General features: G+C 47.6%; 5 protein-coding genes. 3 read left to right on the top strand and 2 right to left on the bottom strand.

The window, feature by feature from the left end; all coding sequences use genetic code 11:
- Positions 1 to 12: 12 nt before the first annotated feature.
- Entirely contained in the window at positions 13 to 342 is a 330-nt protein-coding gene (locus B3182_RS08005; RefSeq protein WP_292353680.1) for a hypothetical protein, read from the bottom strand.
- Positions 329 to 1,645 (bottom strand): ATP-dependent RNA helicase RhlB, encoded by a 1,317-nt coding sequence (gene rhlB, locus B3182_RS08000; protein WP_292353679.1) that lies wholly within the window; start codon positions 1,643 to 1,645, stop codon positions 329 to 331. Before rhlB ends, B3182_RS08005 begins: the two co-directional genes overlap by 14 nt.
- 100 nt (positions 1,646 to 1,745) lie before the next feature.
- Between rhlB and trxA the strand changes: the two genes are divergently transcribed.
- The 3 genes from trxA to B3182_RS07985 all read left to right on the top strand — a co-directional run.
- Positions 1,746 to 2,072 (top strand): thioredoxin TrxA, encoded by a 327-nt coding sequence (gene trxA, locus B3182_RS07995; protein WP_014708059.1) that lies wholly within the window; start codon positions 1,746 to 1,748, stop codon positions 2,070 to 2,072.
- A gap of 130 nt (positions 2,073 to 2,202) precedes the next feature.
- Entirely contained in the window at positions 2,203 to 4,365 is a 2,163-nt protein-coding gene (gene uvrD, locus B3182_RS07990; RefSeq protein ID WP_292353678.1) for a DNA helicase II, read from the top strand.
- Between the two features lie 15 nt (positions 4,366 to 4,380).
- On the top strand, positions 4,381 to 5,455 hold a 1,075-nt coding region (locus B3182_RS07985; protein WP_292752267.1), incomplete at its 3' end, for a TRAP transporter substrate-binding protein.

Below are 5,455 nucleotides of genomic sequence, written 5' to 3'. Positions count from 1 at the left end.
ATCAAGACAAGCTTAAGCCATCGCATCAAATAATCTCTCCTGAGTCGGAACATCCTTAAGGGCCTCTACCTGCAGGTAGGCCTGTACTTGTGCTGGCAATCTGTTCTGGGCTGTATACTCACGCTCAGTTTCACGATTGGTCAGACTGAAATTACGAATATAACGCGCTTGTTGACTATCATTATCACTGGTTACCCCAATGACTGGACGGCTGATAACAGGCTGGCGATTTACATTATTGAAATCAGATTGTTTATCCAACAACACCGGGAGTCGGACAGACGACTCATCCGGTTGTCTTGTCGGAGTAAAAAGTACCGGTAAGTTACTATTGATTTGCATCCGAAGTTACCGGTTTTTTGGGGCCATTATTGCGCTTGCCGCTGCGCGGACGATTGTTATTGCTATTATCTCCACGAGTTTTATTTTTATGGCGTGGGTCCGGATTCCGTTCAGCTTTAATTCTGGGCTGAGGTGTTTCAAGCTGCTCATCGGTGCTTTGCGCTACCGGCAATTTATGTTTGATATATTGCTCTATATCAGGCAACGAAAAAGCATATTCTTCACAGGCCAGACTTATCGCAATACCACTGGCACCTGCACGCGCGGTTCTACCCGTACGATGCACATAGTCTTCAGCATCCTGCGGTAAATCAAAGTTGAACACATGACTGACTTCAGGAATATGTAGCCCACGCGCGGCCACATCGGTTGCCACCAGATACGGAAACTCACCATCCTGGAAATGTTTTAACAGGCTTTCACGTTTTTTCTGCGGTACATCGCCAGATAATAAAGCAGCTTTGTAGCCATTTCCTTCCAGAAACCCCCATACCCGCTCGGCGACTTGTTTTGTGTTGACAAAAACAATGCTGCGGATAGGCTGAATTCGCTTAATCAACGCCAGCAGTAGCGGTATTTTTTCTTCATTTGACGGGTAATAAACCCATTCTTCAATCCGATCACCCATCATTTTTTCCGGTTCGATCTGCACTTTTTCCGGATTATTCATATGTTCGTAAGCCAGCTCAGTCACTTTATAACTAAGTGTGGCAGAGAAAAGCATACCTAAACGCTTTTCAGGACTGGGTAAGCGGCGCAGAAAAAACCTCACATCTTTAATAAAGCCCAGATCAAACATCCTGTCGGCTTCGTCCAGCACCACTGCTTCAATATTGTTAAGGTTAAACACCCGTTGTTTATGGAAATCCAGCAGACGTCCCGGTGTACCAATCAAAACATCACAACCGTCATCGATTGCATCACGCTGACGTTGATAATCTTTACCGCCATGAGCGATCACAATGCGCAATCCGGCATGACTATTTAGTAATTCAGCATCTTTTACAATCTGAATTGCCAATTCCCGAGTGGGTGCCAATATTAATGCGCGAGGTTGCTTTGAAGCAGGTTTTTGCGCATCCTGATTCGTTAATAAGCGTTGAAATGTGGCCAATAAAAAGGCGATGGTTTTTCCGGTGCCTGTTTGTGCCTGACCCGCGACATCGTGGTTTGCCAGCAATAAAGGTAGAGACTGAGCCTGAATCGGCGTGCAAAATTCAAAACCGGCTTGCTGCAAGCCTTTCTGCAGGAGCGGATGGAGTGGCAGCGATGAAAATGCCGTGTCGGTGAGGTGAGCACTCATATAAATACTTGCATTACCTTTACTGATAAGAAAAAATGTTACTCAATGTTGGCTTGCGAGTATAGCGGTCCAATACTTTAGATACCACTGGAGATAAAACATGAGCGAAAACGTCACTAATGTGACCGATGGCGACTTTGACAGCCTGGTTCTACAGTCTGATATGCCTGTATTGGTTGATTACTGGGCTGAATGGTGCGGTCCATGCAAAATGATTGCGCCGGTGCTGGAAGAAATTGGCGCTGAATACGCAGGCAAATTAAAAGTTTGCAAACTGAACATCGATGAAAATCCAGATACCCCACCTCGTTATGGTATTCGTGGTATCCCGACATTGATGCTGTTTAAAGATGGTGAAGTGGAAGCCACAAAAGTCGGCGCTTTGACCAAATCACAATTGGCTGCGTTTCTCGACAGCAACATCTAAATCCATAATGCAATGCTATCCCCACCATCTGTGGGGATAGTTGTATCTATAGATGCCTTAACCCACTGCATCGCATATTATTTCGAGCTGATGCTTTTCCGGGCCACCACTCCGAAATGTTACGAAACTAATGGATGTATCTGAACTACTTGATGATCTGAACAAACCACAACGCGAAGCAGTTGCTGCACCGCTGGGGCATACGCGAATTCTTGCTGGTGCCGGAAGTGGTAAAACACGTGTTCTGGTACATCGAATTGCCTGGCTGATTCAGGCAGAAGCCTTATCACCGGCAAACATCCTTGCAGTCACTTTTACCAATAAAGCTGCCGCAGAAATGCGTGGTCGTATCGAACAGATGCTCGGCTATCCTATTGGCGGTATGTGGGTTGGTACATTCCATGGTCTGGCGCATCGCTTACTTCGTTCGCACTGGCAGGAGGCTGGTCTGCCGCAAGGTTTCCAGATCCTCGACAGCGATGATCAATTGCGCATGATCAAACGCATTATCCGTGGCATGTCTCTGGATGAAGCGCAATGGCCGCCCAAGCAGGCTCAATGGTATATCAACGGCCAAAAGGACGAAGGTCTTCGTGCCGCGCATTTGCAAGCTGGGGAAGATCCGTATTCACAAAACATGCTGGCAATTTATCTGGCCTATGAACAGGCCTGTGAACGTGCCGGTGTAGTCGATTTTGGCGAGTTACTGCTGCGCAGTCATGAATTGTGGCTGAAACGTCCAGATATTCTGTCGCATTATCAACAACGGTTTTCGCAGATCCTGGTCGATGAGTTTCAGGATACCAATACCATTCAGTATGCCTGGATAAGAGTACTGGCCGGTCAGACCGGACATCTGTTTATTGTCGGTGACGACGATCAGTCAATTTACGGCTGGCGTGGCGCCAAAATTGAGAATATCCAGAAATTTCATAAAGATTATCCCGACGCCAGTACTGTTAGGTTGGAGCAGAATTATCGTTCCACCGGCAATATTCTGGCCGTAGCCAATGCGGTTATCGCGAATAACAGTGAACGTCTTGGCAAGGAACTGTGGACCGAGGATGCCGATGGTGAACCCATCCAGCTTTATAACGCTTATAACGAACGCGATGAAGCCGCCTATCTGGTGCAGGAAGTACGCAACTGGATGAATCAGGGTGGACAACGCAGTGATGTTGCCGTGCTGTATCGTTCCAATGCTCAGTCACGGGTCATTGAAGAAGCCTTGATGCAATCGGCTGTACCCTATCGGGTTTATGGTGGTTTGCGCTTTTTTGAACGCGCTGAAATCAAGGATGTATTGTCATATCTGCGATTGGTCAGTAATCGTCGTGACGATGCTGCCTTTGAACGTATTGTAAATACGCCCACCCGAGGTATTGGTGCAGCCACGTTAACCCAGCTGCGCCAATATGCCCGGGAAACCAATCAATCCATGTGGCAATCTGCGGTGGATACCTTACAACAAAAAGTTTTCCCTGCCAGAGCAGCCAACGCCTTATCGAGTTTTCTGGAGCTGATTGATTCACTCACACCTGAAGATGACACCATGTCATTACATGAACTGACTGCACTGGTGATCGACGAAAGCGGTTTACGTACCCATTTCGCCAAGGACAAAACCGAAAAGGGCCAGGGTCGCATTGAAAACATGGACGAACTGATTAACGCCAGTCGTGAATTTATGCGCGCTGACGATGAAGAAGAGATGCCGTTACTGGATGCTTTTCTTGCGCACGCCGCTTTGGAAGCTGGCGAAAACCAGGGTGATCAATGGCAGGATTGTGTGCAGTTAATGACCCTGCATTCCGCCAAAGGTCTGGAATTTCCCATCGTCTTTATGGTGGGTATGGAAGAAGGCCTGTTCCCGGGGCAGAAATCAGCTGATGACCCGCTGCGACTGGCCGAAGAGCGCCGTCTTTGTTATGTCGGCATGACCCGGGCACGCAAAACACTCTATCTGTTGTATACCGAATCACGCTATTTGTATGGGCAGGAAATGCATCCTCGCCCTTCGCGCTTTTTGAGTGAAATTCCCGCTGAACGAGTTCATCAGGTACGTTCTCCACAAAATATGGCCGCATCTGGTCTGACGGCACTTGCCAGTCGATCACAATCAGCTGATGATAACGGGTTCAGAACCGGGCAACAGGTGATGCATCAGAAATTTGGTCAGGGTGTGATTATTGACACTGAAGGCAATGGCAGTCACGCTCGTGTTCATGTGAATTTCAAACAAGCCGGAAGTAAATGGCTGGTATTGGCCTATGCCAAACTTGAAACCTTGTAATTCAGGAAAACGATAATGCATTTATCCGTATTTATACGACGCTTGGCATTGCTGGTAAGCATCTGCTTACTCTCCGCCTGTGGTCCTGATGACACTGGCCCGTTTAACGAAGAAATTGATACCAGTAAAATCTATCGATGGAAAATGGTAACAGCCTGGCCCCCGGGTTTCCCGGTACTGCAGGAAGGGGCTGAACGCTTTGCCGCCAACCTTGAAGCCATGTCCAATGGCCGCCTCAAGGTTAAAGTATTTGCCGGTGGTGAGTTGATTCCGGCTTTGCAGACATTTGACGCTGTTTCTCAGGGAACCGTTGAAATGGGCCACGGCAGTGCCTATTACTGGGCGGGTAAAGTACCAGAAGCGCAGTTTTTCTCTACCGTGCCATTTGGCATGACCCCACGCGGCATGAATGCCTGGTTATATCATGGTGGTGGCCTGGATTTATGGCGTGAAGTCTATGAGCCATACAATATTGTGCCTTTTCCGTTAGGCAATACCGGCATTCAAATGGGGGGGTGGTTTAATAAAGAAATCAACTCGATGGCCGATTTGCAAGGCTTAAAAATGCGTATCCCCGGCTTAGGAGGTAAAGTTTTCGCCAAAGCCGGCGGTAATCCTATTCTGCTTGCTGGCAGTGAAGTTTATACCGCACTGGAACGCAATACCATTGACGCCACTGAGTGGATTGCGCCCTACCACGATCAACGTCTGGGTCTGCATCGCGCAGCCAGATTTTATTATTATCCGGGCTGGCAGGAACCAGGTGCTGTGCTGGAACTCAGTATTAATAAACGTGCCTGGGATTTATTGCCGCCTGATTTACAAGCTATTATCGAAAATGCAGCCAAAGCAGAAAATTTGTTAATGGCCTCCGAAATGGAACAGAAGAATGTGGCTGCACTGGCAGAGTTACGTCAGCGCGATGATATCAATATCGTTCCCTTCCCAGCGGATGTATTGAATACGCTCAAAAAAATTACTGAACAGACTCTGGCTGAAGAAGCCGCGGAAAATCCTAAATTCAATCGTGTTCATCAAGCCTATAAAAACTTTCGTGAACAGGATGAAGATTGGGCGACTATCTCTGAAA

The sequence above is a fragment of the Methylophaga sp. UBA4204 genome, from assembly GCF_002379485.1.
In the GTDB taxonomy this organism is placed as follows: Bacteria; Pseudomonadota; Gammaproteobacteria; order Nitrosococcales; family Methylophagaceae; genus Methylophaga.
The sequence above is the reverse complement of the archived record's forward strand: the minus strand, read 5'-3'. Positions and strand labels throughout refer to the sequence as shown.

Coding starts and splice junctions, on each gene's coding strand:
- B3182_RS08005 (WP_292353680.1), bottom strand. CDS start 342: ATGCAAATCAATAGTAACTTACCGGTACTTTTTACTCCGACAAGACAA.
- rhlB (WP_292353679.1), bottom strand. CDS start 1,645: ATGAGTGCTCACCTCACCGACACGGCATTTTCATCGCTGCCACTCCAT.
- trxA (WP_014708059.1), top strand. CDS start 1,746: ATGAGCGAAAACGTCACTAATGTGACCGATGGCGACTTTGACAGCCTG.
- uvrD (WP_292353678.1), top strand. CDS start 2,203: ATGGATGTATCTGAACTACTTGATGATCTGAACAAACCACAACGCGAA.